Source organism: Burkholderia sp. FW306-1C-G01B (assembly GCF_058781685.1).
On record NZ_JBYSWZ010000026.1, the window covers coordinates 26754 to 49797 of the forward strand.

The window sequence follows — 23044 nt, forward strand, 5'->3', positions numbered from 1 at the left end:
GATTTGAATGAGAAATTTGTTGATATTGGCGAGTCTCGCGGGGCGCTTTTGATAGAATTGCGTATCGCACACCGATATCTCATATTTCATGTCCACGTTTTCCGGCGACGCGCAAAGCGCAGATAAGCACGCAGTTGCGCGCAAGAGCACGCTCGTCAGTATTGTGCTGAATGTCGTGCTTGCGACATTTCAGATCGTCGTCGGCACGATTGCGCATTCGCAGGCGTTGATTGCCGACGGTGTGCATTCGATTTCCGATTTGATCTCGGATTTCGTCGTGCTGGTTGCGAATCGGCATAGCGGTGCATCGCCGGACGCCGACCACAATTACGGACACAGCCGCTACGAGACGGTCGCGTCGCTGTTTCTCGGCGCTATCCTGATTGCGGTCGGAATCGGCATGCTCTGGCGCGCCGGCGACCGCCTCGTTAATCTCGAAAACATCCCGGCCGTGCATTTTTCCGCACTGGTCGTCGCGCTGACGGTGCTCGTGTCGAAAGAAGCGCTGTTTCGCTACATGTTGCGCGAGGCGCGGCGCGTGCGCTCGGCGATGCTCGTCGCGAACGCATGGCATGCGCGTTCGGACGCCGCGTCGTCGCTCGTCGTCGCGATCGGCATCGTCGGCAGCCTGGCCGGCGTGCGGCTGCTCGACCCGATCGCGGCGGCGATCGTCGGCTTCATGGTTGCGCGGATGGGCTGGACGTTCGGCTATGACGCGCTGCAGGACCTGTCCGACCGCGCGCTCGACACGGCCGACACGGCCGAGATCCGCGCGCTGCTCGCGGCGACGCCCGGCGTGCGCGACGTGCACGACCTGCGCACACGCAAGATGGGCGATGCCGCGCTCGTCGATGCGCACATCCTCGTCGATCCGAAGATCTCTGTCTCCGAAGGGCATTACATCGCCGAGACCGCACGCGCACGCGTGCTGACCGACCCGCGCGTGCTCGATGCGCTGATCCACGTCGACCCCGAGAACGACGCGGCGCGCCGTCCGGCGCTCGCGCTGCCGCCGCGCGGCGAGATCGCGGCGCGGCTCGAAGCCGCGCTCGCGCAGCGCGGGCTGCGCGCGGCGGCGATCAACCTGCATTACCTGAGTACCGGGCTCGAGATCGACGTGACGCTCGCGAGCGATCCGGGCGACACCGATGCGGCGCTGGCCGGCCGGCTCGACGCCGACGCGCTCAAGCGCGAGTTCGGTGCGCGCCGGATCGACTTCACGCGCGCGATGCCCGCGCAGGCGTGACGCGATGCCCGCGAGCGCGGGCCGTCCGCACGGGGCCGCGCGTTACAGCGGCAGTTGCGTGTCGAACTTGATTTCGCGCAGCACGACGCTCGTGCGCACCTGCGACACGGCCGGGATCTTGAAGATGCGTTCGTGCAGGAACACGTCGTAGGCCTTGATGTCGGGCGCGACGATCTTGAGGATGTAATCGGCTTCGCCGGTCGTGCTGTAGCACTCGGTGACTTCCGGGCAGGTCGCGATCTCGCGCTCGAATTGCTCGACGCCGCCTTCGTTGTGGCGGGTCAGGTGCACGTGCGCGAGCGCGCACACGTGCAGGCCGAGCTTCTCGCGATCGAGCAGCGCCGTATAGCGCTGGATCACGCCCGACTGTTCCATGTCCTTGATGCGGCGCCAGCACGGCGTGCTCGACAGCCCGACCTGGTCGGAGATTTCCTGTACGGAACGGCGCGCGTCGAGCTGCAACAGGCGAAGGATTTTTTGCGAAAAGGAATCGAGCGTCACCTGCGCCTCCATGCGGCAGCTACAACACGCTGAATGTTAGAGGTCCGGGAAAGGAAAGGCAATCTGGCGCGGCGCTGTTGAGCGGGATTCGCTAATTTGCTCGCGGATCCGTGGGGTTTTGTCCCGTCCCCGCGTTTTCCGACCGATCGGTATCCGACACGGCGAGGCCCGCGAGCGCGGCTTGCTGCCGGCGCAGGTCGGCGAGCATGTTGCAGAACAGCGCGCCTTGCTCGATCGCGTCGTCGAGCGCGACGTGCGTATGCGGATGGTCGTCGAACCAGTGCTTCGGAAAGCGCGGCTTGATCGCCTTGCGGTACGGCAGGCCCGTCATCGCGAACGCGAGCGTCTTGATGTCGAGCGCCGACCACGAGAACGGGCAGCGCCCCGCGAAGCGCATCATGTACCAGAACATGAACGTGAAGTCGAAACCGGCCGGCATCGCGACGAACACGGGCTTGCCGGGCAGCGCCTCGACCCAGTCGACATACGCGACCAGCGCCGCCTCTGGCGCCTGCAGGTCGCGCCGGCACGCGGCCCACGCTTCGGGTTCCGTCTTCCACCATGCTTCCTGCACCGGATGCGCCTGTGCGCCCGGCAGCGTCTCGAGGTTCGCCGAGAACGTCGCGATCAACTGCTTGTCCTCGGTATAGGCGGCCGATGCGAAGCTCAGCATCGAGTGCGGGCCCGGAATCGGGCCGTCGGCCTCGACGTCGGTGCTGACGTAGATTTCCTGGATGGCGGTCTGGTTCATCCGAATACCTTGTCGGACACGAACGGGTTCGTGCGGCGCTCGTCGCCGAACGTCGACACCGGGCCGTGGCCCGGCACGAACGTGACGTCGTCGCCGAGCGGCCACAGTTTTTCCTTGATCGAACGGACAAGGTCTTCATGATTGCCGCGCGGGAAATCGGTACGGCCGATCGAGCCCGCGAACAGCACGTCGCCGACGATCGCGACGCGATGCGCGCGGCTGAAGAACACGACATGGCCGGGAGTATGGCCCGGGCAGTGATAGACCTCGAGCGTTTCGTCGCCGAACCGCACGGTGTCGCCGTCGTTCAGCCAGCGATCCGGTTCGAAGGCTTCGGCGGCCGGAAAACCGAAGCGCTCGCTCTGCGTCGGCAGCTTCTCGATCCAGAAACGCTCTTCTTCCTGCGGCCCCTCGATCGGCACGCCGTAGTGCGTCGCGAGCGTCTTCGCGCCCGCGCAGTGATCGATGTGCCCATGCGTGAGCAGCACCTTTTCGACCTGCACGTTCTGCCGCGCGACTTCCTGTTCGATCCGGTCGAGATCGCCGCCCGGATCGACGACGGCGGCACGGCCCGTCTTCTCGCAGACGAGCAGCGAGCAGTTCTGCTGGAACGGCGTGACCGGAATGAGCGTGACTTTCATGGAGGCACCGGCGGCTAAAAGGAGCGATTGTACCGGTCGCGCGCGCTGCCTGCCGCCCATGCGGCGCACCGCGCGACGCGCGTCTGCGGGCAATCCCGGAGCATATCGATTGTTACCGCCATAGTGAGAATCAATGGTCCGGCCGGGCCGCCTTTCGAGATGGTGTTTTGATTTATGTATAATGCGCTCCATTGCGCGTGAGTTTCACGCAATTCGCTGGTGTTTCGACCCCGTTAAAAGAGGCGTCGAATTCACCGTCAAGCATCAGCCGCCGGGGAGTCCGGCGGTGTATCCAGCACCGAGCATTCGGTGCTCACGTCTTGTCCGGCCGGGTGCTGCGCGCCCGCCTGCGGCCCTGCTGCCGCGCCGCCGGATGAGGCCTGTGCCGCCGTTCCTGTGCGTTGGTCGTATCGACGCGCGCGAACGTGAAGCCATGTTCGATGGCGGCATGTGGGGTCTGGTCAGGCTGTTGGGGACAGGTTGCGCCAGACGTGAAAGCTAATCAGGACGGTTGCGGCATAGACGAAAGCCGCGCCCATGCTAGCCGCCTGCTCGCATTCGAGCGGGGCGTGCACGCATTTGCCGTCCGGGCCGCGTATGTGCGCTGTGAAACAGCGTCGTGAAGGAGCGGCCCGAACCAGAAGGCGACACGTCGATGAACGTACGATTTCCGAGTCGATTCGGGACCATTGCATTATTTTTTGCGCTGACGGGCTGTGCGGTGCCACCCAGCCAGACCACCGGAAGCGCGAACCAGAAGAACGCGGTCGACAAGACGGCCGCTGCCGCGAAGGCGGACAACAACAAGCAGCAACTGAATTTCGATTCCGCACTGGCGTCGATGCCGGCCGCCGACAGCAAGGACGCGAAGAAGCCGTCGCTGGCGGACGCCGAGCCGATCGACGGCAAGGATGTGTCCGACTTCCGCCAGACGGGGCGCGCCTCCTGGTACGGGAGGGATTTCCACGGCCGCCGCACTGCGAACGGCGAGCGTTTCAACATGAACGCGCTCACCGCCGCGCACCGCACGCTGCCGCTGTCGTCGTACATCAAGGTGACGAATTCGTCGACCGGCAAGTGGGTCGTCGTGAAGGTCAACGATCGCGGGCCGTTCAAGCGCGGCCGTGTGCTCGACCTGTCGTACGCGGCCGCCAAGGTGATCGGCCTCGTGCACGCCGGTACGGGCCGCGTGAAGATCGAAGGGCTGTCGCCGCAGGAAGCGCGCGACGCGCGCGACGAAATGCTCGCGTCGGTCTCGGCGAAGTAACGCGGCGGATCGTCCGCTCATGCACAAAGGGCTGCCTTCCGGCAGCCCTTTGTCGTTTCCGCGCGGCGCCGTCGCGCGTCAACCTTCCTTCAGCGCGAGCGCGCGCGCATACAGCGCGTTGCGCGACGCGCCCGTCAGCGCGGCCGCGAGCTTGGCCGCGCTCTTCACCTGCACTTCTTCCAGCAGCAGCCTGAGCAGCGCGTCGTGCGCAGTGTCGTCGGCTTCGCCGCTCGCCGCCGGCGCGCCTTCGACGACCAGCACGAATTCGCCGCGCTGCCGGTTCGCATCGCCGGCGAGCCAGGTCTGTCCTTCGGCCAGGGTGCCCTGGAACAGTTGCTCGTGTAGCTTGGTGAGTTCGCGCGCGATCAGCAGCCGGCGCGCGGGGCCGAACGCGTCGGCGAGTGCAGCGACGGTTTCGGCGATCCGGTGCGGTGCTTCGTAGAACACCAGCGCGTACGGGTGCGATACCAGCGCCTGCAGCGCGGTCGCGCGCTGTTTGGCCTTCGGCGGCAGGAAGCCCGCGAACGTGAACGCGCCGGCCCAGCCGCCGGCCACGCTCAGCGCGGTCACGGCCGCGCTCGCGCCCGGCAGCGGGATCACCGCGAAGCCGGCCTCGCGCACTGCATCGACGAGCCGCGCGCCGGGGTCCGAAATACCGGGTGTGCCGGCGTCCGATACGTAGGCCACGCGTTCGCCGGCGCGCAGCAGTTCGATCACGCGCTGCGCGGCTTCGCGTTCGTTGTGCTCGTGCACGGCGACGAGCGGCTTCGAGATCCCGTAGCGGGCGAGCAGCTGGCCCGTGTTGCGGGTGTCTTCGGCCGCGATGCGGTCGACGAGGCCGAGCACGTGCAGCGCGCGCAGCGTGATGTCGGCGGTGTTGCCGATCGGCGTGGCGACCACATAGAGCGCGGCGCTCGGGTAGTGCTGCGTATGCGCGAGTTCGAGGAGGGCAGTCATGGCAGGCAATGCGCGCAATCGCGGCGCAGGCGGAACAAGGACGGCATTGTGCCACGCGGCGCCGGCGCGGCCGGATGGCGTGCGCGGTTTGCCGCGCGCGGGCGACAACTTTTCCGGTGCGGCGCGATCCAAACCGGTCGGCGCGGCATTCGAGCAGCGTGCGCGGCAGTTTCTCGAACGCCGCGGCCTCGTGTGCGTGGCGGCGAACGTGACGATGCGCGGCGGCGAGCTCGATCTCGTGATGCGCGAGCCCGACGGCGTGCTCGTATTCGTCGAAGTGCGCGCGCGGCGCAGTGTCCGGCATGGCGGCGCGGCCGCGAGCGTCGGCTGGCGCAAGCGGCGGCGTCTGGTTGCCGCGGCGCTCCAGTTCTGGGCGCGGCACGGTGCCGGCGCCGCGTGCCGTTTCGACGTCGTCGCGTTCGAGGCCGGGCGGCTCGCGTGGCTGCGCGACGCATTTCGTACCGACGATGCGTAGCGGCGAGCTGTGACGAGATGTAAAGAGTTCTTGCCGGACCGCTGGAGAGGGTGCCGGAGTACGGTAAACTCGCCGCACCCACGATGTCGCGCGATGCGTGCCACGCGCCCAGTTCACCAGGAATCGATGTCAGTCGAACGTATTCAGCAACAATTTCGCGACAGCGCCGCGCTTCATGCCGAAGCGGCCGACGCGCTGTCGTTGCCGATCGCAGCCGCGGTCGACGCGATGTTCGCCGCGCTGGCGAACGGCAACAAGATCGTCGCGTGCGGCGACGGCCCGTCGGCCGCCGCCGCACACTATCTCGCGGTGTCGCTCGTCGGCGGCTTCGAGCGCGAGCGTCCGGGCCTGCCCGCGATCGCGCTGGCCACCGATGCGTCGCAGGCCGGCCTCGCGGGCGCGGCGGCGGCCGGGCAACTGTTCGCGCAACAGGTGCGCGTGCTCGGCCAGACCGGCGACATCCTGCTGGTGCTCGACCCGACCGGCGCGTCGCCGCGCGTGCTGGCGGCCATCGACGAAGCGCACGAGCGCGAGATGACCGTCGTCGCGCTGACGGGCGGCAACGGCCACGCGGTCGCGGCCGCGCTGTCCGACACCGATATTCCGATCAGTGTGCCCGCCGTTCGCGCGGCGCGCATCCACGAAGTCCATCTGCTGACCATCCACTGCCTGTGCGACGGCATCGACGCGATGCTGCTGGGTGAGGATTGAACGAAGGAGAGCCGTCGATGAATCAAAGCCGCGTCAAACAGACGCTCGTCAGAACCACGCTGCTCGCCGCGCTGACGGCGGGCCTCGCCGTGTCGCTGCAGGGGTGTGTGCTCGGGGTCGTGGGTGCAGCGGCCGGCGGCGGCGCGCTGATCGCGACCGATCGCCGTACGCTCGGTGCGCAGACGGAAGATCGCGAGATCCAGGTCAAGGCGCTTTCGCAGATCAACAACGGGCTGCCCGACCAGTCGCACGTGAACGTGACGGTGTTCAACCGCCGCGTGCTGCTGACGGGCGAAGTGCCGAACAATGCGTCGAAGCAGCGCGCCGAGGAAATCGTGCGCGGCATCAACAACGTGAACGGCATCGTCAACGAGCTGTCGGTCGAGCCGGCGGCGTCGCTGTCGTCGCGTGCGAACGACTCCTACCTCGAAGGGCGCGTGAAGTCAGAGCTGATCGCGACGAAGGGCATTTCGGCGAACTACTACAAGGTCGTCAGCGAGCGCGGCAACCTTTACCTGATGGGTCTCGTGACGGTCGACGAAGGCAATCGCGGCGCCGAAGCCGCGAGCCAGGTGCCGGGCGTCGAGAAGGTCGTGAAGGTGTTCCAGTACGTCAAGCCGCAGGACGCGCAGGCGCTGCAGGCCGCGTCGCCCGCGAGCGGCGCATCCGGCACGCAGGCTGCCGCCGCGCCGGCGGACACCGCGACGGTCGGTGCGGTGCCCGACGCGTCGGTGCAGTCCACGCCGCTGCAGCCGCCCGCGCCGATCTCGAATTCGTCGAACGTGCACCCGGGCAACCCGAAGGCCCCGTCGCAATGAAGACCGCGCAGATGAGGCAGATGAAACAGTGGATCGTGCAGGGCGCCGCGGCGGTGGCGCTCGTGGCCGGCCCGCTGGGCGCCGCGCACGCGGACGTCGGCGACGGCTTGAAGGTGGCGCGCGGCAACGCATGCATGGGCTGCCACGCGGTCGACCGCAAGCTGGTCGGCCCGTCGTTCAAGGATATCGCCGCCCGCTACAAATCCGATCCGCAGGCCGTGGCGAAGCTGTCGAAGAAGGTGAGGGAAGGCGGTTCCGGCGTCTGGGGGGCAATTCCGATGCCTGCGCACCCGCGCATGAGCGACGCCGACGTCCGTTCGGTGGTCGAATGGGTGCTGGCCGGCGCGCCGTCAAAGTGACGCTTCGGGGCTGCGCGAAGCCCCTATTGCCAAGCGCGGAAATGCGTGTGTATGATGGTCGCCTGTTGGGGCGGTAGCTCAGCTGGGAGAGCGTCGCGTTCGCAATGCGAAGGTCGGGAGTTCGATCCTCCTCCGCTCCACCAACGAAATTCGAAGGGCTCGGTCGCAAGATCGAGCCCTTTTTGTTTTTTTTTGCGTCCCCGGCGACGCGTGCGTACCGCCTACGACGTGTCGCGGCGACTGCGGCTAGGTCGCCAACTCGTGGATGAACCGGAATGCCGGCACCGACAACGCGGCGAACCCCACCGTGATGACCGCGAGAATCGCCGTTCTCTTGCGCAGCAGCGCGAAGATCACGAGCGACAGCGTATAGAACGCGCAGGTCAGCAGGATCACCCACCAGAACGTCGCATACCCCGCGCCGCCTTCGAAGTTCGACACGTTGCGCGTCATCCTGGGCGCGACATAGCCTGCGACGGTCATGCTCGCGGGCAGGCACAGCACCGAATACAGAACGAAGAGGATGACCTGTCGCGGCGTCGGGTCGGGAGACGTCATGGCGAGCGTTTCTTTTTGAGTGGCGGGGGCGCTGAACCGTTCGCCGCGCGGGCAGGTTCAGGCAGCCGGCAGGATGCGGCTGTTTTCGGCGTTTGGCAACCGCCGGCGCGACGCGGCATGCGGTCCGGATCGCGCCCACCGCCCACCGCCCGCCGCCTGCCCTCCCGTCACCCCCGCCCGAAACTCGGCCGCTTCGGATCGTACGTCCACCCCGGCACGAGATAGCGCATCGCGACCGCGTCATCACGCGCGGTGCCGCCCACCTCGTTGTACAGCGCATGCGCGGCCTCGACCTGCGCCATGTCGAGTTCGATCCCGAGCCCCGGCCGCTCCGGCACGGCCACCTTGCCGCCGACGATCGCGAGCGGCTCGCGCGTGAGCCGCGCGTCGCCTTCCTGCCAGATCCAGTGCGTGTCGATCGCGGTGATCGTGCCGGGCGCGGCCGCCGCCGCATGCGTGAACATCGCGAGCGACACGTCGAAGTGGTTGTTCGAGTGCGAGCCCCACGTGAGCCCCCAGTCGCGGCACAGCTGCGCGAGCCGCACCGAGCCCTGCATCGTCCAGAAATGCGGATCGGCGAGCGGGATGTCGACCGCCTGCAGCCGCACCGCGTGATCCATCTGCCGCCAGTCGGTCGCGATCATGTTGGTCGCGGTCGGGATGCCGGTCGCGCGGCGGAATTCGGCCATCACCTCGCGGCCCGAATACCCGCCTTCCGGCCCGCACGGATCCTCCGCGTACGCGAGCAGGTGGCCTTGCCCGCGGCACAGCGCGACGGCCTCGTCGAGCGACCATGCGCCGTTCGGGTCGAGCGTCGTGCGTGAGTCCGGGAAACGCGCCTTGATCGCCGCGATCGCCTCCATCTCTTCGGCACCGGCCATTACGCCGCCCTTCAGCTTGAAGTCGGCGAAGCCGTAGCGCTCGACCGCGGCCTCGGCCTGCCGCGCGATCGCGGCCGGCGTGAGCGCCGCTTCGTTGCGCAGCCGGAACCACGCGTCCGATGCGTGCGTCTCGTCGCGATACGGCAGATCGGTGCGGCGCCGGTCGCCGATGTAGAACAGATACGCGAGCATCGGCACCGCGTCGCGCTGCTGGCCTTCGCCGAGCAGCGCCGCGACCGGCACGTCGAGATGCTGGCCGAGCAGGTCGAGCAGCGCGGCCTCGATCGCGGTGATCACGTTGTCGAGCCGCAGGTTGATCTCGTGCGGCTGGCGCAGCACGGCCGCTTCGCCGGCCGACGTCACCTCGTGCCGGATCGTGCGGCCCGCACTCGCACTCGCGCCCGCGCCGGACAGCGCCGCGCGCACCGCGTTGAGCGTCGCCTGGTAGCGTCCGATCGACTGGCCGACCACGAGATCCGTCATGCGCTCGAGCGCGTGGCGGATCCCTTCGCCGCCCGGCACCTCGCCGACGCCGGTATGCCCGCTGCTGTCGTCGAGGATCACGAGGTTGCGCGTGAAGCAGGGTGCGTGTGCGCCGCACAGGTTGAGCAGCATGCTGTCGCGGCCGGCAACGGGAATCACCTGCATGCGCGTGACGCGCGGGGTGCCGGCACGGCGGGATTCGGACATCGGTTCGCTCCTGGTTCCGGTGGCGCGCGGGCTGCCGGACGCGCCGGCGCGGCCCGCGCCGTTCAATGAAGCTCGACGCGGCGGATCTCGCCGACGACGAACAGGTAGCAGATCACGGCGACGAGCGCGTGCGCGACGACATAGACAAGCGCGCCGTTGAACGAGCCGCTGCGGTCGACGATATAGCCGATCGCGATCGGCGTCGTGATGCTCGACAGATTGCCGCACGTATTGAGCAGCGCGCCGCTCAGCCCCGCGATCTGGCGCGGCGCGGTGTCCGCGTTGACGGCCCAGCCGAGCGCGCCGAGCCCCTTGCCGAAGAACGACAGCGCCATGAACAGCACGACGAGCACGTGCGAATCGGTGTAGTTGCAGACGATCATCGACATCGACAGCAGCATGCCGACCACGATCGGCACCTTGCGCGCGACCGACAGCGACCGGCCCTGCCTGAGCAGCGCGTCGGACACGACGCCGCCGAGAATCCCGCCGAGGAATCCGCACACGGCCGGGATCGACGCGACGAGCCCCGCGTTGAGGATCGACATCCCGCGCGCCTGCACGAGATAGACCGGAAACCACGTGATGAAGAAGTAGGTGAGCGCGTTGATGCAGTACTGCGCGACATACACGCCGATCAGCATCCGGCTCTTCAGCAGCGCCTTCACGTGACGCATCGACGGGCCGCCGCCGTGCTCGCCCGTCGCCTGATCGATGTTGACGAGCGCGCCGCCTTCGGCAAGGTAGTCGAGTTCCGCGCGATTGATGTTCGGGTGGTCCTTCGGGTCGTACATCGTGCGGTTCCACACCGCGACGAACGCGATGCCGAGCACGCCCATCACCGCGAACACCGACTGCCAGCCGAACGTGTGCACGAGCCAGCCCATCAGCGGCGCGAACACGACGGTCGCCGCGTACTGCGCGGCGTTGAAGATCGCCGACGCGGTGCCGCGCTCGGCGGCCGGAAACCACGCGGACACGATCCGGCTGTTGGCAGGAAACGACGGCGCCTCGGCCGCGCCGACCAGGAAGCGCAGCCCGAACAGCAGCGCGAACGCGGCCGCGCCGCCGAAGAAGCCGATCGCGCCCTGCAGCAGCGTGAACAGCGACCAGAAGAAGATGCTGAACGCGTAGACGATGCGCGACCCGTAGCGATCGAGCAGCCAGCCGCCCGGCAGTTGCGCGACCACGTACGACCAGCCGAACGCCGAGAAGATGAAGCCGATCTGCACGTGGCTCAGGTGCAGCGCGCGGGCGAGGCTTGGGCCGGCGATCGCGATCGCCGCACGATCCGCGTAGTTGATCGTCGTGACTGCGAACAGGACGGCCAGCACGAGCCAGCGCACGCGCGTGCGCCGGGCCGTTGCCGACGCGGACGCCGGCAGCGCTTGAAGCGGATTCATGACTGTCTCCTCCGAAAGGCGGAAGGTTGCCGTCGTGCGGCAGGCGCGTCGGGTGCGCGCGTTATGTGTTCAGGCGCCGCCGGCCGAGGGCCGGGCGCCGGACGCCGATGCGGGCAGGGCGTCCGGGCCATTCTGTCATGTCGATATTTGCACTTTCATGCCAATTGCTGACTTGATCGATTCAGCATTTGAATCGATCAAGTCATTCGATCGCTCGGGCATGCGCGTCGTCCGCCCCGACTCGATGATGGCGCGCCACGTGCCGCGCGAGAAACTCGACGGTGGTGCGCACGCCGGGCAACTGGCCGCGCCGGTGCGGCATCAGCAGCGTCGTCGTGACGGTGCCTGCCCGCCAGCCGGGCAGCACGCGTGCGAGCGCGCCGGACGCAAGCGCATCGCCTGCGATCCAGTCGGGCAGGCAAGCGATGCCGAGGCCGGCCGTCGCAGCCTGCAGCAGCAGAGTCGATTCGTCGGCCTGCAGCCGGATGCGCGGCGCCACTTCGACGGTGTCGCCGCCGCGCTGCAGCCGCCACGGCTGCTGACCCGGGTGGAGCCCGTCGTGCCGCGCGAGGTCGGCCGGCTCGTCCGGTACGCCGGCGCGCGCGAGATAGCCCGGCGACGCAACGACGATGATCGGCGACGTCGCGAGCGGCCGTTGCACGAGCGCGGAATCGGGGAGCGGGGCGAAATGGCTGCGCACCGCGATGTCGAAACCTTCCTGCGCGATGTCGACGAGGCGATCGCTCGCATGAATCTGCAGCAGCAGCTTCGGGTGCGCGATGGCCAGCGCCGGCAGGCATGGCGCGAGGATGTGCTGCGCAATCGGCACCGAACTCGTGATCCGCACGATGCCGGCCGGTTCGGCGGCCTGCCGCAGCACCGCGTCGCGCGCGCTTTCGGCCTCGATCACGGCCGCGCGCGCATGCTCGAAGAATTCGGCGCCCACCGGTGTCAGCCGGAAGCTGCGCGACGTCCGATGCACGAGCCGCGCGCCGAGCGTGCGTTCGAGCTCGGCAACGCGCTTGCTCACCGTCGATTTCGGCAGGTCGAGCCGGCGCGCGGCCGCCGACATGCTGCCCGCGTCGACCGCCTGCACGAACAGATAAAGATCGTTCAGATTCACTGTCAGCGTCCACAAAAAGAAACGACGGGTTTCGATTCTAGCGGCTACCGCATCATCGTTCGCCATGGGAGCATGATCGCTCGTTCAACTTCCGCGGAATACCACGATGTCCCCGATCCTTCTCTACGGCATTCCCGCCGGCTGCTCGTTCGGCTCGATCGTCGCGCTCGAATGGGCCGGCCACCCGTACCGGCTGTCGCGCATCACGATGCCGGGCCTCGTGACGAGCGACGCGTTCCTCGCGCTGAACCCCGTCGCCGAGACGCCGGCGTTCGTGACCGCGAACGGCGACGTGCTGACCGAAAGCCTCGCGATCCTCGGCCACGTCGGCGCGCAGGCGCTCGACAGCGGCCTCGCGTTCCGCCAGGGCAGCGCGGATTTCGACCGGCTGAACCGGATGCTGGCCTGGTTGAACACGACGTTCTTCAACGCGTTCGGCGCGCTCTGGCATGTGTACGAACACGGCAGCGAAGGCGCCGAGAAAGCGGCCTTGCAGGCATACGGTCGCGGCAAGGTGCTGAAGGCGCACCGGCAGCTCGAGGCGCTGCTCGCACGAGGCGAGGGCCCATGGCTGCTGGGCGCGCGTCGCACGCTGGCCGATGCGTACTTCGCCGGGATCGCCCGCTGGGCCGACTATCACGCGGTGTTCGAGCGCGACGCGTTCCCGCGCATCGCTGCGCTGCGCGCGCGGCTCGCCGACGACGCGGGCGTGCGCTTCGCACACGCAGTCGAGGAAAACCTGCCACTGCCGGCGTCGTCGGCGTTCGAAGGCCATGTCTCGCTCGACGACGTGCTCGCAAGCGCGCGCGGCCTGGCGATTCCGGCCCGGACGATCTGACCGCGCAACGCGGTCGCCCAACGGGCGGGATGCGGGCGATATTTTTTACCCGGGTGATATTGACATTCAATTTATACCCGGATAAAAATAACGCCATTCCGATTCCTGCCTGCGGGCGACCACGATGACAACCTCCACGTTTCTTCCTTCGTACACGGCCTTCGACGGCCACCGGCGGCTCGCGTCGGGCCCGCTCGCGACGGTCGCGCTCGCGGTCCGGCAGGCTGCCGGCGACGCAATGTCCGGTGCGATCCTGATCTTCGACGACGCGACGGGCCGCTCGATCGACCTCGACCTGCGCGGCACGGCGGACGATATCCGCGCGCGCTATGCGCCGCCGCCGGGCGACGCGTCCGGTGCCGCCGGCGAGCCGGCCGGCGCGGGCGAGCAGCGCGGCCGCGGCCGGCCGAAGCTCGGCGTCGTGTCGCGCGAGGTCACGCTGCTGCCGCGTCACTGGGAATGGCTCGGCGCGCAGCCGGGCGGTGCGTCCGTCGCGCTGCGCAAGCTTGTCGAGGACGCGCGGCGCACGCATGCGGCGGCCGACCGGCGCCGCGACGCGCAGGCGCGCGCGTACCACTTCATGTCGGCGATGGCGGGCGACCTGCCCGGTTTCGAGGAGGCCGCGCGGGCGCTGTACGCGAACGACGCGGTACGGCTGGCCGAGCTGGTCGCCGGATGGCCTGACGACGTGCGCGACCATGCGCTCGCGTTGGCGCGCGGCGACCTGCCGCCGTCCACCGAAGACTGCTGACGGAACGCGCGACGCGATGACCACATTCGATCTGAACCGCGGCGCGATCGCGCCGGTTGCCGACGAAGTCGACGTCGTCGACCTGCGCGTGACCGGCGCCATCCCGCGCGAACTCGACGGCACGCTGCTGCGCAACGGCCCGAATCCGCCGGGCGGCCGCTTCGAAGGGAACGACGTGCTGTCGTGGTGGCCGGAAGCCGCGATGCTGCACGCGATCGCGTTCGAACGCGGCCGCGCGGCCGGCTACCGGAACCGCTGGGCACGCACGCGCCGCTGGGCCGCCGTGCATGCGCCCGCGCAGGCGCCGCATCTGCCCGACACCAATCCGAACGTGAACGTGCTGCAGCACGCCGGCGAATTGCTCGCGCTGGCGGAGGGCGGCGCGCCGTTCGCGATCACCGCCGCGCTCGATTCGCTCGGCGTGCCGGAGCGGCATGCGGGTTTCGATGGCGGGATGACCGCGCATCCGAAGGTCGATCCGGAAACGGGCGAACTGATCGCGTTTCGCGCGGACTGGCGCGCGCCGTGGCTGCGCTATGGCGTCGTCGACGCGCAGGGCGTGCAGCGCGTCGACCTCGCGCTCGACGTGCCCGCGCCGTCGATGATGCACGACCTCGCGATCACGGCAACCCGCAGCCTGCTGCTCGACCTGAACGTCGGCTACGACTTCTCGATGCTGAAGCAGGGTCACCGGATGCCGCTGCGCTGGCACGACGACCGGGCCGCGCGCATCGGCGTGATCGCGCGTCACGGCGGCGACGTGCGCTGGTTCGGCATCGAGCCGTGCTTCATCCAGCACGTCGTGAACGCGTACGACTGCGACGCATCGTGCATCGTGCTCGATGCGGTGCGCTATCCGTGGTACCTGCGGCTCGACGCGCGCACGGGCCGCTTTGCCGACAACCCGGTCGGCGAGCTGTGGCGCTACGTGATCGATACGGCGAACGGGCTGATCGACGAAGGGCCGCTCGCCGACGGCGGCATCGAACTGCCGCGCATCAACGAAAGCCGGACCGGGCGCCGCTACCGCTATTTGTATGCGGCCGAGCAGCCGAACAATACGGAAATGCGCGGCGTGATGCGCTTCGACCACGTGCGCGGCACGACGACGCGCTACGCGGTGCCGGCCGGCGACCAGAACGGCGAGCCCGTGTTCGTGCCGCGCCCGGGCGGCGTCGACGAGGACGACGGCTGGCTGCTGGTGATGGTCTACCGCGCGGCGACGGATACGAGCGACGTCGTGATACTCGATGCGCGCGCGATCGATGCGGGGCCGGCCGCGACCGTGCACCTGCCGCGCCGCGTGCCGGCCGGCTTCCACGGCGCGTGGGTGCCGCGCGTGCGCTGAGCGGCCGTGCGCGTCACTGCGCGCGCAGCGCGTCGACGATCTTCAGCCGCGCGGCGCGCATCGCCGGCAGGAACCCGCCGACGAGCCCCATCACGAGCGAGAACAGCAGCGTCTTCACGACGATCGCGGGCGTCAGCACGAAACGGAACGACAAGTCCGCGAAAGTCTGGAAGTTGGTCGTCGAGAACGACGCGAACTGCATCAGCGACGCGCACGCGAGCCCCGCGACGCCGCCGACGAAGCCGAGCAGCAGCGCTTCCAGCAGGAACGCGGCGAGCACGTTCATGCGCTTGAAGCCGAGCGCGCGCAGCGTGCCGATCTCGGCGACGCGGTTCGCGACCGACGCGTACATCGTGATCATCGCGCCGATCATCGCGGCGATCGAGAAGATCGTCGACAGCGTGATGCCGAGGATGTTGATGAACTTCGACAGCGCCTTCGACTGGTCGCCGTAGAAGGTCTGCTCGCGCTTCGCCTCGTCGGTCAGCCGAGGGTCGACGTCGATGTCGGCCTTGAAGCGCGCGAAGCCGTCGGCGCTCGGGATGCGCAGCACCATCGACGAATAGCTGGTGCGCCGGAACGACTGCATCAGCTGGTCGACGTCGCCCCAGATCTCCGAATCGAAGCCGCTGCCGCCCGCGTCGAAGATGCCGACGATGGTCCAGTCGCGCTGCGCGAAATGCAGGCGGTCGCCGAGCTGCGTGCTGCTGAAGCCTTTCGCGATCGCGCTGCCGACGATGATTTCCGACGAGCCGGGCACGAACATGCGGCCGGCCACCAGCTTCACGTGCGGCCGCAGCGCGAGGCCGGACGGCGACACGCCGCGGATCACGACGTTCGACGGCTTGCCGCTCGACGTCTTCACGAGCGAGATCAGCACCACGGCTTCCTTCGACACGAGCGGCCGGCCGTCGGGGCCGAGCGCGACGGCCGGGTGCATCTCGAGCGCGTTGGCCTGCTGGTGGTCGATCGAACTCTGAATCTCGGTTTCGGCGCCCTTGCGGATCACCACGGCGTTGTCGGGTTCGCCGGTCGACACGAGCGTCTGCGTGAGCCCCGCGTCGAGCATCTGCACCGTCGCGAACACGAAGATCACGAGCGCCATCCCGCCCGCGGTGAGCGCGGTGGTGAGCCGCCTGGTCCACAGGTTGCGCGCGATGTAGGTGAGCGGGATCGTCATTAGGGTCTGTTTCCATATGGAACGTGCATGCGTTGCCACGAGAACGGCCGCTCGCGAGGCGCGCGACGCCGCGAATACTGGACGTATCGCCAAGGAGCGCAACGCGGCGAGCGGCCGTTCTCGTGGCAACCCCAAATTAAAAAAATCATGTCACGGGAATGCCCGGAATCGCCCGTATGGCGGCGTTGTTCGTCGCTTGTTTGGCGCGGCCAAACGGCGCTCCTCACTCCTTGCCCTACGAGCGATTTCGGGCATTCGCATGCACGTTCCATATGGAAACAGACCCTAACCTACCCGATCGCCCGCAGGCCTTCGACGACGCGCACGCGCGCCGCCTGCCACGCCGGCACGATCGCGGCCGCGACGCCGACCGCGACCGAGCACGCGGCCTGCAGCGCGACCGTCTCGGCCGACACCCTGAACACCGGGAAGATGCTGCCGGCCGCCTGCTTGAACAGGCTCGCGGCGGGCGGCGTCGCGAGGATCCCGAGCCCGCCGCCGGCCACCGCGATCACGACCGATTCGCCGAATACGATCAGCGCGAGGAAGCCGGGGCCGAAGCCGAGCGCCTTCAGCGTCGCGTATTCGGCCGTGCGTTCGCGCGCGCTCATCGCCATCGCGTTGGCCATCACGGCCATGATGATCAGGATCACCACGTACGACACCAGGCGGATCGCCGCGATGATCTGGTTCGACATCGCGACGAAGCCGAGCTGGAACGCCTGCTCGGTCTCGGTCAGCGTTTCGGCGAGCGAGTTCTTGAAAACGGCGTCGACGTTGCGCGCGATCGCCGCGCCGTCGTCGGGATTCGCGACGCCGAGCACGAATACGCCGACCTGGTCGGCCTGCTTCGGCGTGCGCTGCCGCACCGTCTCGTTCAGGTAGTCCCAGTGGAACACCAACTGGCGCGTGATCGTCGAATCGTCGCGGCCGTCGAGGATCCCGCGCACGACGAAGTCCCACGTGCCGGGATAGATCGTGCCCTTCAGCGGGATCACGTCGCCGATCCTGAAGCCGAACTGCGTCGCGAGCTGTCGTCCGACCAGGCAGCCGCGGCGGTCGCGGTTATAGTCGGCGCGCTGCTGCGCCGGGATGATGAATTCCGGATACAGGTCGAGATAGTTCTCCGACACCGCGAAGCTCGCGAAGAAGTTCTTCGGGTCGCGGTAGATGCCGCCGAACCAGTTCGAGCGGACCACGGCCGTCACGCCTTCGATGCCGCGTATCCGGTTCTCGTAGCTGACCGGCAGCGGAAACACGAGCGAGATCGCATTGCGCGTGACGAGCCGTCCGCTGGACGCGGCGGCCGCGCCCGCGTACCACGCGTCGACGACCGTGTGCAGCAGCCCGAACGCCAGCACCGCGATGGTCAGCCCGAGCACGGTCAGCAGCGTGCGCAGCCGGTGCCGCAGCGCGTTGCGCGCGATCAGCTTCAGCACGTACATCGCGCGCGCTCCCGCAGCCGGTCAGCCGGCGTACCCATCGATCAGCTCCCCTTTTTCCAGATGCACGAGCGACCGCGCGGCGCCGGCCGCGTGCGCGTCGTGGGTCACCATGATGATCGTCTTGCCGAGCTCGGCGTTCATCCGCTGCAGCATCGCGAGCACGTCGGTGGCCGACACGCGGTCGAGGTCGCCGGTCGGCTCGTCGGCGACGATCAGCACGGGATCGGTGATCAGCGCGCGCGCGATCGCGACGCGCTGCTGCTGGCCGCCCGACAGCTCGGACGGGTAATGGGTCATCCGGTCGCCGAGGTTCACCATGTCGAGCACGAGCTCGACGCGCTCGCGCCGCTCGCGGCGCGACAGGTGCGTGAGCATCAGCGGCAGCTCGACGTTCTCGAACGCGGTGAGCACGGGCATCAGGTTGTAGAACTGGAAGATGAAGCCGACGTTCGCCGCGCGCCATTCGGCCAGCTGCGCCTCCGCGAGCTGCGAGATGTCGAGGCCGCCCACGCGCAGCTCGCCGCTGTCTGGCCGGTCGATGCCGGCCACCAGGTTCAGCAGCGTGCTCTTGCCGGAACCCGACGGCCCCATCAGCGCGACGAAGTCGCCTTCGCCGATATCGAGCGTGATGTCGGTCAGCACGGGCACGATCTGGCTGCCGCGCCGGTACGACTTCGCGACGTGGCTGATCTCGACGAGGGGCGGCGGCGCGTCGTTCACGCTGGCGCTACTTCTTCGCGACGGCCACTTTCGCGCCGTCCTTCAGCTTCGCGCCCGGCGCGAGCACGACCGTATCGCCGGGTTTCGCGCCGCGGATCGCGACCAGCTCGCCGATTCGCATGCCGGTGGTCACGGCCGCTGCGCGCACGGTGTCGTCCTGCACGACGAACACGACCGGCCGGCCGTCGCGCTCGACGACCGCGCTCGCCTGCACGGCCGTCACGGGCTGCCGGTCCGGCGCCGACACGGGCTTCGACAGGAACGCGATCTTCGCGCTCATGTCGGGCAGCACGCGGTCGTCGCGGTCGACGAAGCGCACCTTCACGAGCACGGTGGCCTTCGAGCGGTCGACGGTCGGCACGATGCGCGACACGCGGCCCGCGAAGCGCAGGTCGGGCAGCGCGTCGAGCTGGATCTCGCACGGCTGCTCGGCGCGGATCTTCGCGATGTTCGATTCGGCGACGTCGGCCTCGACTTCGAGCGTGTCCATGTCGGCGATCGTCACGACCGCACCCTTGCTGTCCGACGCGGACGAGAACGGCGTGATGTTGTCGCCGACGTTCGCATGCTTTGCGAGCACGATGCCGTCGAACGGCGCGCGGATCACCGTCTGGTCGACCGCGACCTGCGCGGCCTGCGCATTGGCGTCGGCGGACGCGATCGCGGCCTCGCCGCTGCTGAGCGACGCGCGCGCCTTGTTCACGCGGGCCGTGTCGATGTCGAGCTGCGCGGCCGGCACGGCGCCCTTCGGCGCGAGCGCCGCGGTGCGGCGCAACGCGATTGCGGCGTCCTTCAGCTCGGCCTGCTGCACGCCGAGGTTCGCGCGGGCGACCTTCGCCTGCGCGAGCGCCTGTGCCAGCGACGCCTCGACGTCGCGGCTTTCGAGGCGCGCGATGATCTCGTCCTTCTTCACGCGCGTGCCCTCGAGCACGCCGAGCCATTCGACGCGCCCCTGGCCCTTCGACGCGACCGCGGCCTTGCGCTGCGGCACGACGTAGCCGGTCGCATTGAGTTGCGTGTCGTTCTGGTACGGGTAGGCGGACGTGACGGACGTGGTTTCGACCGTCGGCCGGCCGGTGAGCGCGACGCCGGCGACGATCGCGACGATGACGAGCGCGGCGGCGACCGCATAGCGGACCCACCGGCGCCGCCGTGGCACCGGCGCGATCGGACGCCGGTCGATTTTCAGTTTGTCCAGATTGTGATCGGGCAATTTGAGCGCCTCGCGACGGCGGCGGTCTGGCGACCGGCCGCGATCCGGTTTCCGGGGAAAGGGACGGATGGACGCCCAGTATAGCGTCGCAGGGCAGCGCGCGAGAGCCGGTTTGCCGGGCCGCCGCGGCCGCCGGCGGACGGGCCGCGCGATGCCGGATATGCATGCCGGGGCGGCCGGAAACCGGCGTCGTCGGGGAAAACCCGAGAGGCGCAAGCCGCGTGTCAACTTGCCGCGAAGGCGGCGCGTTATGGAGCCAGTACGTCAGTCTTTGTCGCGGCGAAACGGCGCAAGCCGGCCGCCCGGCGGCGACCGGAAACCCCGGCGCGACTGGCGTTCCGATGCGAATGCCTCGCATCTCTTACCGGTACGTTTGACTTTTTCTCCGCTAAAGGAAGAACAATGAAGAAGACGCTCGCTTCGATCATGACCGCAGCATTCGCACTCGCATCGGTTTCGGCATTCGCACAGGAGACGGCATCGGCGCCGGTGGGCGACGCGATGGCTCCCGCTTCGGCACCGATGAAGAAGGATCACAGCAAGCCGAAACACCAGCTGAAGACCCACGGTTCGGCGAAGGGCAAGGCAAAGGCCGCTGCCGCTTCGGCTGCTGGCACGAACGACAAGGGCACGCAGAACTAAGCGATTCGCCCGGGGCCGGTGCTGCCGGCCACCCGTCGAAAAACCCCGCATGCTTCGGCATCCGGGGTTTTGTTTTTTCAGGCGTCGCCGGGGCTGGCCGGCGGCGCCGGCGCGCGCATCTCGTCGACCACCGAACGCATGCGCCGCCAGTGCGAGCCTTCCCAGAACACGCGCCGGCAGACGTCGCACGCGGCAAAGCGCCGGTGCCGCTGCCGGACCCCGTCCGGCACGCGCGGCGCGGCGGCCTCCGCGTCGAGCGGATGCAGCGGCGCATTGCAGCGCAGGCACAGCCGGAACGGCCGCATGTGCGGCGCGAGATCGAGCCGTTCGAACAGTTCGCGCAACTGGTCGGCCGGCTGCACCGCGTGCAGGTAGCAGCCGCGCGCGACCGCGCGCCGCTTGAGCAGCTCGCGGTCGCGGGTCAGTACGACCCGGCCCTCGCGGCCGGCGAGCGCCGCGAGCTCGTCGTCGCGGTAGTGGTTGTCGTAGCAGGTATCGAAGCCGGCGAGGCGCAGCAGTTGCGCGAGGCCGCCGAGATGTGCGTCGGCGACGAAGCGCCATTGTTCCGGTTGCGGCGCGGTTGCACCGTTGGCCGGCTGCGCGCGTTCCGGAAAGGCTTCGACACGGTCGCCGTCGTCGAGCGGCCGGTCGAGCGCGGCCGGCGCGTCGTTCACGCGGAGCCGGCCGATTTCGGTATGCGGGACGCCAAGCGCCTCGATCGCATGCTTCACCGTCGCATCGCGCGCACACGCGTGCCCGAACGCGCGGTCGCGCTGCGCGTGCGGGAGAAAGGCGTTCAGTTCGCCGTGGAAGCGGAAGGTCGCGGTCGTCATCCGTGCAGTATCGCACCGCGCCCGGCCGGCGGCAGGCGCTGCAGACGGCCGGCATCTGTGTTTAACTCGCGGCTTCACCGAACGAAGGAGCGGGCAATGGATCTCGGGTTTATCGGGCTGGGCGAAATGGGGCAGGCGATCGCGACGAACCTGCTGAAGGCGGGGCACACGGTGCGGGTCTGGAACCGGTCGCGCGAGCGGGCCGAGCCGCTCGCGGCATTCGGCGCGCAGATCGTCGACACGCCGGCCGACGCGTTTCGCGGCGACGCGGTGTTCTCGATGCTCGGCGACGACGCGGCCGCGCGTGCCGTGTTCGACGATGCGCTGCTCGCGCAGGCGCCGCGCGGCCTGATCCACGTGAACATGGCGACGGTGTCGGTCGCGCTCGCCGAATCGCTCGCGCATGCGCACGCGTCGCGCGGCATCGACTACGTCGCCGCGCCGGTGATGGGGCGTCCCGACGTCGCGGCCGCCGCGCGCCTGACGATCATGGCGGGCGGTCCGGCCGAGGCGATCGACCGCGTGCAGCCGTTGTTCGACGCGATCGGCCAGAAGACCTGGCGGTTCGGTTCGCTGCCGCAGCACGCGAACGTCGCGAAGATCGCGGCGAACTTCACGCTTGCGTCGGCGATCGAGACGCTCGGCGAGGCGTCCGCGCTGCTGGGCGCGCATGGCGTCGCGATGCGCGACTTCCTCGACGTGATCACGAGCAGCGTGTTTCCGGGGCCCGTCTACGAAGGCTACGGCTCGATGATCGCCGAGCGCCGCTACGAGCCCGCGCGCTTCAAGGCCCGCCTCGGGCTGAAGGACGTCCGGCTCGCGCTGGAGGCCGGCGACGCCACATCGGTGCCGCTGCCGGTGGCGAGCGTCGTGCGCGACAGCCTGCTCGATGCGCTCGCGCACGGCGGCGGCGAGCAGGATTTCGCGGTGCTCGGCGAAGTCGCGCTGCGCCGCGCGGGCCGCTGACCCCGGGCGAGACAGAAGCGCGGCGCGCACGGCATAATCGGCGTTTCGTCTTTCTACCTTCTTTCACGCAGAGGCGGGCATGAACTTGCATACGTGGTGGCTTTTCGTGGCGACGGTGTTCGTCGTGTCGGCGATTCCGGGCCCGAACATGCTGCTCGTGATGACGCATGGCGCGCGGCACGGGCTGCGGCGCTCGTCGTCGACGATGGCCGGCTGCCTCACCGCGCTGGTGCTGATGCTGTCGGTGTCGGCGGCGGGTCTCGGCGTGTTTCTCGAAGCGTGGCCGGCGATGTTCAACGCGCTGCGCTTCGCGGGCGCGGCCTACCTGATCTATCTCGGCGTGAAGGCGTGGCGCGCGCGCGTCGACGAAGCGCCGTCGGCCGCCGACGTCGAAACCGTGTCGCGCCAGGCTGCGGCGGCATCGCGCTGGGTGCTGTTCCGCAACGGCTTCCTGGTCGCGGGCAGCAACCCGAAGGCGATCCTGTTCGCGGCCGCGCTGCTGCCGCAGTTCATCAACGCGGCCGAGCCGACGCTGCCGCAGTTCGGCGTCCTCGTCGTCACGTTCGCGGTGATCGAGGTGAGCTGGTACCTCGTTTATGCATCGTTCGGCACGCGCATCGGCGCGACGCTGAAGAGCCAGAGCGTCGCGAAGATCTTCAACCGGCTGACGGGCGGGCTGTTCGTCGGCTTCGGCGCGATGATGGCGCTGGTCCGTCACTGATTCCGG

25 protein-coding genes and 1 tRNA gene are annotated in these 23044 nt (G+C 68.7%); 13 read left to right on the plus strand and 13 right to left on the minus strand.

The genetic code is table 11. The features are described 5' to 3' along the window. Window positions 1-88 precede the first annotated feature (88 nt). A complete protein-coding gene (locus AC3WLY_RS34310; protein ID WP_492310876.1) occupies window positions 89-1246 on the plus strand; it encodes a cation diffusion facilitator family transporter in 1158 nt (385 codons plus the stop codon). Window positions 1247-1288: 42 nt separating this feature from the next. On the opposite strand, the gene AC3WLY_RS34315 is transcribed toward AC3WLY_RS34310, so the two are convergent. From AC3WLY_RS34315 to AC3WLY_RS34325, 3 genes are all read right to left on the minus strand, one after another. Then, complete coding sequence (locus AC3WLY_RS34315; RefSeq protein ID WP_006477376.1) at window positions 1289-1759, minus strand: Lrp/AsnC family transcriptional regulator; 471 nt, start codon at window positions 1757-1759, stop codon at window positions 1289-1291. A 79-nt stretch (window positions 1760-1838) separates the two neighbouring features. Continuing rightward, the gene (locus tag AC3WLY_RS34320; RefSeq protein ID WP_034183926.1) at window positions 1839-2498 is read right to left on the minus strand and encodes a 3'-5' exonuclease family protein; all 660 of its coding nucleotides are present in this window, start codon (window positions 2496-2498) and stop codon (window positions 1839-1841) included. Beyond that, window positions 2495-3139, minus strand: a complete 645-nt coding sequence (locus AC3WLY_RS34325) for an MBL fold metallo-hydrolase (protein ID WP_034183927.1) — start codon at window positions 3137-3139, stop codon at window positions 2495-2497. Before AC3WLY_RS34325 ends, AC3WLY_RS34320 begins: the two co-directional genes overlap by 4 nt. 655 nt (window positions 3140-3794) lie before the next feature. Between AC3WLY_RS34325 and AC3WLY_RS34330 the strand changes: the two genes are divergently transcribed. After that, complete coding sequence (locus tag AC3WLY_RS34330) at window positions 3795-4406, plus strand: septal ring lytic transglycosylase RlpA family protein (RefSeq protein ID WP_072443142.1); 612 nt, start codon at window positions 3795-3797, stop codon at window positions 4404-4406. Window positions 4407-4484: 78 nt separating this feature from the next. Here AC3WLY_RS34330 and rsmI read toward each other — a convergent pair whose 3' ends face one another. Further along, on the minus strand, window positions 4485-5363 hold the full coding sequence (gene rsmI, locus AC3WLY_RS34335; protein WP_492310875.1) for a 16S rRNA (cytidine(1402)-2'-O)-methyltransferase: 879 nt from the start codon (window positions 5361-5363) through the stop codon (window positions 4485-4487). Between the two features lie 46 nt (window positions 5364-5409). On the opposite strand from rsmI, the gene AC3WLY_RS34340 reads away from it, so the two are divergent. The 5 genes from AC3WLY_RS34340 to AC3WLY_RS34360 all read left to right on the plus strand — a co-directional run bounded on the left by AC3WLY_RS34340 (window position 5410) and on the right by AC3WLY_RS34360 (window position 7869). Next, entirely contained in the window at window positions 5410-5838 is a 429-nt protein-coding gene (locus AC3WLY_RS34340) for a YraN family protein (RefSeq protein ID WP_175964144.1), read from the plus strand. Between the two features lie 126 nt (window positions 5839-5964). Beyond that, the gene (locus tag AC3WLY_RS34345; RefSeq protein ID WP_105392357.1) at window positions 5965-6549 is read left to right on the plus strand and encodes an SIS domain-containing protein; all 585 of its coding nucleotides are present in this window, start codon (window positions 5965-5967) and stop codon (window positions 6547-6549) included. Between the two features lie 17 nt (window positions 6550-6566). Next, on the plus strand, window positions 6567-7367 hold the full coding sequence (locus tag AC3WLY_RS34350) for a BON domain-containing protein (protein ID WP_175964134.1): 801 nt from the start codon (window positions 6567-6569) through the stop codon (window positions 7365-7367). Beyond that, complete coding sequence (locus AC3WLY_RS34355) at window positions 7364-7726, plus strand: c-type cytochrome (protein ID WP_492310874.1); 363 nt, start codon at window positions 7364-7366, stop codon at window positions 7724-7726. The genes AC3WLY_RS34350 and AC3WLY_RS34355 overlap by 4 nt, the downstream gene beginning before the upstream one ends. A gap of 67 nt (window positions 7727-7793) precedes the next feature. Next, window positions 7794-7869 (plus strand) — tRNA-Ala (locus AC3WLY_RS34360). A gap of 103 nt (window positions 7870-7972) precedes the next feature. Here AC3WLY_RS34360 and AC3WLY_RS34365 read toward each other — a convergent pair. The 4 genes from AC3WLY_RS34365 to AC3WLY_RS34380 all read right to left on the minus strand — a co-directional run bounded on the left by AC3WLY_RS34365 (window position 7973) and on the right by AC3WLY_RS34380 (window position 12447). Further along, window positions 7973-8284 carry a hypothetical protein gene (locus AC3WLY_RS34365; RefSeq protein WP_492310873.1) on the minus strand — a complete coding sequence of 104 codons (312 nt, stop codon included), beginning with the start codon at window positions 8282-8284 and terminating at the stop codon, window positions 7973-7975. A gap of 167 nt (window positions 8285-8451) precedes the next feature. Beyond that, window positions 8452-9855: an enolase C-terminal domain-like protein gene (locus AC3WLY_RS34370; RefSeq protein WP_492310684.1), complete on the minus strand. Its 1404-nt coding sequence runs from the start codon at window positions 9853-9855 to the stop codon at window positions 8452-8454. A gap of 62 nt (window positions 9856-9917) precedes the next feature. Next, window positions 9918-11258 carry an MFS transporter gene (locus AC3WLY_RS34375; RefSeq protein WP_492310685.1) on the minus strand — a complete coding sequence of 447 codons (1341 nt, stop codon included), beginning with the start codon at window positions 11256-11258 and terminating at the stop codon, window positions 9918-9920. 202 nt (window positions 11259-11460) lie between these two features. Beyond that, complete coding sequence (locus tag AC3WLY_RS34380) at window positions 11461-12447, minus strand: LysR family transcriptional regulator (protein WP_492310686.1); 987 nt, start codon at window positions 12445-12447, stop codon at window positions 11461-11463. A gap of 40 nt (window positions 12448-12487) precedes the next feature. Here AC3WLY_RS34380 and AC3WLY_RS34385 point away from each other — a divergent pair, with 40 nt between their 5' ends. From AC3WLY_RS34385 to AC3WLY_RS34395, 3 genes are all read left to right on the plus strand, one after another. Beyond that, window positions 12488-13219: a glutathione S-transferase family protein gene (locus AC3WLY_RS34385; protein ID WP_492310687.1), complete on the plus strand. Its 732-nt coding sequence runs from the start codon at window positions 12488-12490 to the stop codon at window positions 13217-13219. A 124-nt stretch (window positions 13220-13343) separates the two neighbouring features. Beyond that, window positions 13344-13970, plus strand: a complete 627-nt coding sequence (locus AC3WLY_RS34390; RefSeq protein WP_492310688.1) for a DUF2239 family protein — start codon at window positions 13344-13346, stop codon at window positions 13968-13970. A 16-nt stretch (window positions 13971-13986) separates the two neighbouring features. Then, the gene (locus AC3WLY_RS34395; RefSeq protein ID WP_492310689.1) at window positions 13987-15318 is read left to right on the plus strand and encodes a carotenoid oxygenase family protein; all 1332 of its coding nucleotides are present in this window, start codon (window positions 13987-13989) and stop codon (window positions 15316-15318) included. A 13-nt stretch (window positions 15319-15331) separates the two neighbouring features. Here the strand turns inward: AC3WLY_RS34395 and AC3WLY_RS34400 are convergent, their stop codons facing one another. From AC3WLY_RS34400 to AC3WLY_RS34415, 4 genes are all read right to left on the minus strand, one after another. After that, window positions 15332-16498, minus strand: coding sequence for an ABC transporter permease (locus AC3WLY_RS34400; RefSeq protein ID WP_492310690.1), 1167 nt, complete (start codon window positions 16496-16498; stop codon window positions 15332-15334). 290 nt (window positions 16499-16788) lie between these two features. After that, window positions 16789-17943 carry an ABC transporter permease gene (locus AC3WLY_RS34405; protein WP_492310691.1) on the minus strand — a complete coding sequence of 385 codons (1155 nt, stop codon included), beginning with the start codon at window positions 17941-17943 and terminating at the stop codon, window positions 16789-16791. A 21-nt stretch (window positions 17944-17964) separates the two neighbouring features. Then, a complete protein-coding gene (locus AC3WLY_RS34410) occupies window positions 17965-18663 on the minus strand; it encodes an ABC transporter ATP-binding protein (RefSeq protein WP_175964123.1) in 699 nt (232 codons plus the stop codon). 7 nt (window positions 18664-18670) lie between these two features. Then, window positions 18671-19876 carry an efflux RND transporter periplasmic adaptor subunit gene (locus tag AC3WLY_RS34415; RefSeq protein ID WP_492310692.1) on the minus strand — a complete coding sequence of 402 codons (1206 nt, stop codon included), beginning with the start codon at window positions 19874-19876 and terminating at the stop codon, window positions 18671-18673. A 402-nt stretch (window positions 19877-20278) separates the two neighbouring features. On the opposite strand from AC3WLY_RS34415, the gene AC3WLY_RS34420 reads away from it, so the two are divergent. Then, complete coding sequence (locus AC3WLY_RS34420) at window positions 20279-20518, plus strand: hypothetical protein (RefSeq protein WP_175964122.1); 240 nt, start codon at window positions 20279-20281, stop codon at window positions 20516-20518. 77 nt (window positions 20519-20595) lie between these two features. Here the strand turns inward: AC3WLY_RS34420 and AC3WLY_RS34425 are convergent, their stop codons facing one another. Next, on the minus strand, window positions 20596-21351 hold the full coding sequence (locus AC3WLY_RS34425; protein WP_425132864.1) for a Mut7-C RNAse domain-containing protein: 756 nt from the start codon (window positions 21349-21351) through the stop codon (window positions 20596-20598). Here AC3WLY_RS34425 and AC3WLY_RS34430 point away from each other — a divergent pair. Together AC3WLY_RS34430 and AC3WLY_RS34435 are read left to right on the plus strand one after the other, a co-directional pair. Then, a complete protein-coding gene (locus tag AC3WLY_RS34430; protein WP_425132863.1) occupies window positions 21241-22317 on the plus strand; it encodes an NAD(P)-dependent oxidoreductase in 1077 nt (358 codons plus the stop codon). The two genes, AC3WLY_RS34425 and AC3WLY_RS34430, sit on opposite strands and share 111 nt — an antisense overlap. Before the next feature lie 79 nt (window positions 22318-22396). After that, a complete protein-coding gene (locus AC3WLY_RS34435; protein ID WP_492310693.1) occupies window positions 22397-23038 on the plus strand; it encodes a LysE family translocator in 642 nt (213 codons plus the stop codon). Window positions 23039-23044 lie beyond the last annotated feature (6 nt).

Bases quoted from the DNA above. Each gene is read 5' to 3' on its own strand.
- AC3WLY_RS34310 (WP_492310876.1), top strand. From the start codon at position 89: ATGTCCACGTTTTCCGGCGACGCGCAAAGCGCAGATAAGCACGCAGTT.
- AC3WLY_RS34315 (WP_006477376.1), bottom strand. From the start codon at position 1,759: ATGGAGGCGCAGGTGACGCTCGATTCCTTTTCGCAAAAAATCCTTCGC.
- AC3WLY_RS34320 (WP_034183926.1), bottom strand. From the start codon at position 2,498: ATGAACCAGACCGCCATCCAGGAAATCTACGTCAGCACCGACGTCGAG.
- AC3WLY_RS34325 (WP_034183927.1), bottom strand. From the start codon at position 3,139: ATGAAAGTCACGCTCATTCCGGTCACGCCGTTCCAGCAGAACTGCTCG.
- AC3WLY_RS34330 (WP_072443142.1), top strand. From the start codon at position 3,795: ATGAACGTACGATTTCCGAGTCGATTCGGGACCATTGCATTATTTTTT.
- rsmI (WP_492310875.1), bottom strand. From the start codon at position 5,363: ATGACTGCCCTCCTCGAACTCGCGCATACGCAGCACTACCCGAGCGCC.
- AC3WLY_RS34345 (WP_105392357.1), top strand. From the start codon at position 5,965: ATGTCAGTCGAACGTATTCAGCAACAATTTCGCGACAGCGCCGCGCTT.
- AC3WLY_RS34350 (WP_175964134.1), top strand. From the start codon at position 6,567: ATGAATCAAAGCCGCGTCAAACAGACGCTCGTCAGAACCACGCTGCTC.
- AC3WLY_RS34355 (WP_492310874.1), top strand. From the start codon at position 7,364: ATGAAGACCGCGCAGATGAGGCAGATGAAACAGTGGATCGTGCAGGGC.
- AC3WLY_RS34365 (WP_492310873.1), bottom strand. From the start codon at position 8,284: ATGACGTCTCCCGACCCGACGCCGCGACAGGTCATCCTCTTCGTTCTG.
- AC3WLY_RS34370 (WP_492310684.1), bottom strand. From the start codon at position 9,855: ATGTCCGAATCCCGCCGTGCCGGCACCCCGCGCGTCACGCGCATGCAG.
- AC3WLY_RS34375 (WP_492310685.1), bottom strand. From the start codon at position 11,258: ATGAATCCGCTTCAAGCGCTGCCGGCGTCCGCGTCGGCAACGGCCCGG.
- AC3WLY_RS34380 (WP_492310686.1), bottom strand. From the start codon at position 12,447: ATGGCGAACGATGATGCGGTAGCCGCTAGAATCGAAACCCGTCGTTTC.
- AC3WLY_RS34385 (WP_492310687.1), top strand. From the start codon at position 12,488: ATGTCCCCGATCCTTCTCTACGGCATTCCCGCCGGCTGCTCGTTCGGC.
- AC3WLY_RS34390 (WP_492310688.1), top strand. From the start codon at position 13,344: ATGACAACCTCCACGTTTCTTCCTTCGTACACGGCCTTCGACGGCCAC.
- AC3WLY_RS34395 (WP_492310689.1), top strand. From the start codon at position 13,987: ATGACCACATTCGATCTGAACCGCGGCGCGATCGCGCCGGTTGCCGAC.
- AC3WLY_RS34400 (WP_492310690.1), bottom strand. From the start codon at position 16,498: ATGACGATCCCGCTCACCTACATCGCGCGCAACCTGTGGACCAGGCGG.
- AC3WLY_RS34405 (WP_492310691.1), bottom strand. From the start codon at position 17,943: ATGTACGTGCTGAAGCTGATCGCGCGCAACGCGCTGCGGCACCGGCTG.
- AC3WLY_RS34420 (WP_175964122.1), top strand. From the start codon at position 20,279: ATGAAGAAGACGCTCGCTTCGATCATGACCGCAGCATTCGCACTCGCA.
- AC3WLY_RS34430 (WP_425132863.1), top strand. From the start codon at position 21,241: ATGCTTCACCGTCGCATCGCGCGCACACGCGTGCCCGAACGCGCGGTC.
- AC3WLY_RS34425 (WP_425132864.1), bottom strand. From the start codon at position 21,351: ATGACGACCGCGACCTTCCGCTTCCACGGCGAACTGAACGCCTTTCTC.
- AC3WLY_RS34435 (WP_492310693.1), top strand. From the start codon at position 22,397: ATGAACTTGCATACGTGGTGGCTTTTCGTGGCGACGGTGTTCGTCGTG.